This is a genomic window from Actinomadura sp. 7K507, from assembly GCF_004348425.1.
Lineage (GTDB): Bacteria > Actinomycetota > Actinomycetes > Streptosporangiales > Streptosporangiaceae > Spirillospora.
In genome coordinates this window covers 1-969 of record NZ_SMKK01000542.1, presented here as the reverse complement: position 1 = coordinate 969, position 969 = coordinate 1, and the positions used below count along the sequence as shown (strand labels likewise).

Below are 969 nucleotides of genomic sequence, written 5' to 3'. Positions count from 1 at the left end.
CCCCCAAACCCCTTCTCCCCACGGCCGGTGTGGCGTTCCTCGCCCACCAGCTGGCCCGCGCCCACGCCGAGGGCGTCACCCGCATCGTGTTCGCCACGTCCTATCGCGCCGAGATGTTCGAGGCTGCCTTCGGCACCCACGCGCACGGCGTCGACCTGGCCTACGTCAGCGAGGACGAGCCGCTCGGCACCGGCGGTGCCATCCGCAACGCCTCCCGGGCCCTCACCTCCGGGCCGGACGACCCGGTCCTGATCCTCAACGGCGACATCCTGTCCGGCCACGACGTGCGCGCCCAGGTCAAGCTGCACGAGCAGGCCGCCGCGGCCGCGACCCTGCACCTGACCAGGGTCGACGACCCCTCCCGGTTCGGCTGCGTGCCCACCGACGACCAGGGCCGCGTCACCGCCTTCCTGGAGAAGACCCCCAATCCGGTGACGAACCAGATCAACGCCGGCTGCTACGTGTTCCGCCGCTCGGCCATCGACACGATCCCCGAGGACGAGGTCGTCTCCGTCGAGCGCGAGACGTTCCCGTCCATGATCGCGTCCGGTGCCGTCGTCATGGGCCACGTCGAGTCGGGGTACTGGCTGGACGTCGGCACCCCGCAGGCGTTCGTCCAGGGCTCCCGCGACCTGGTCCTCGGCACGCTCTCGTCCCCGGCGATGCCCGGCGCGCCCGGCGAGCACCTCACCCTCGCCGGCGCGAGCGTCGCCCCGGGCGCGGTCGTCCGCGGCGGTACGACCGTCGGCCGGGGCGCGGTGATCGAGGCCGGCGCCACCGTGATCGGCAGCGTCCTCCTGGACGACGCGCACGTCGCCGAAGGCGCCACGGTCCGCGACTCGGTCCTCAGCCGAGGCGCCCGCGTGGGCCACGGCGCCGTCCTGGACGGCGCGATCCTCGGCGACGGCGCCATAGTCGGCCCCGGCAACGAACTCCGCGAGGGCCTCCGCGTATGGCCCGGCATAGAAC

The 969-nt window shown here is 73.6% G+C and carries 1 protein-coding gene; it reads left to right on the top strand.

Annotated features, from left to right (window positions below; translation table 11 throughout):
• Positions 1–969 (top strand): NDP-sugar synthase (locus E1285_RS45160; protein WP_132161046.1); only part of this gene is annotated, 969 nt, incomplete at both ends.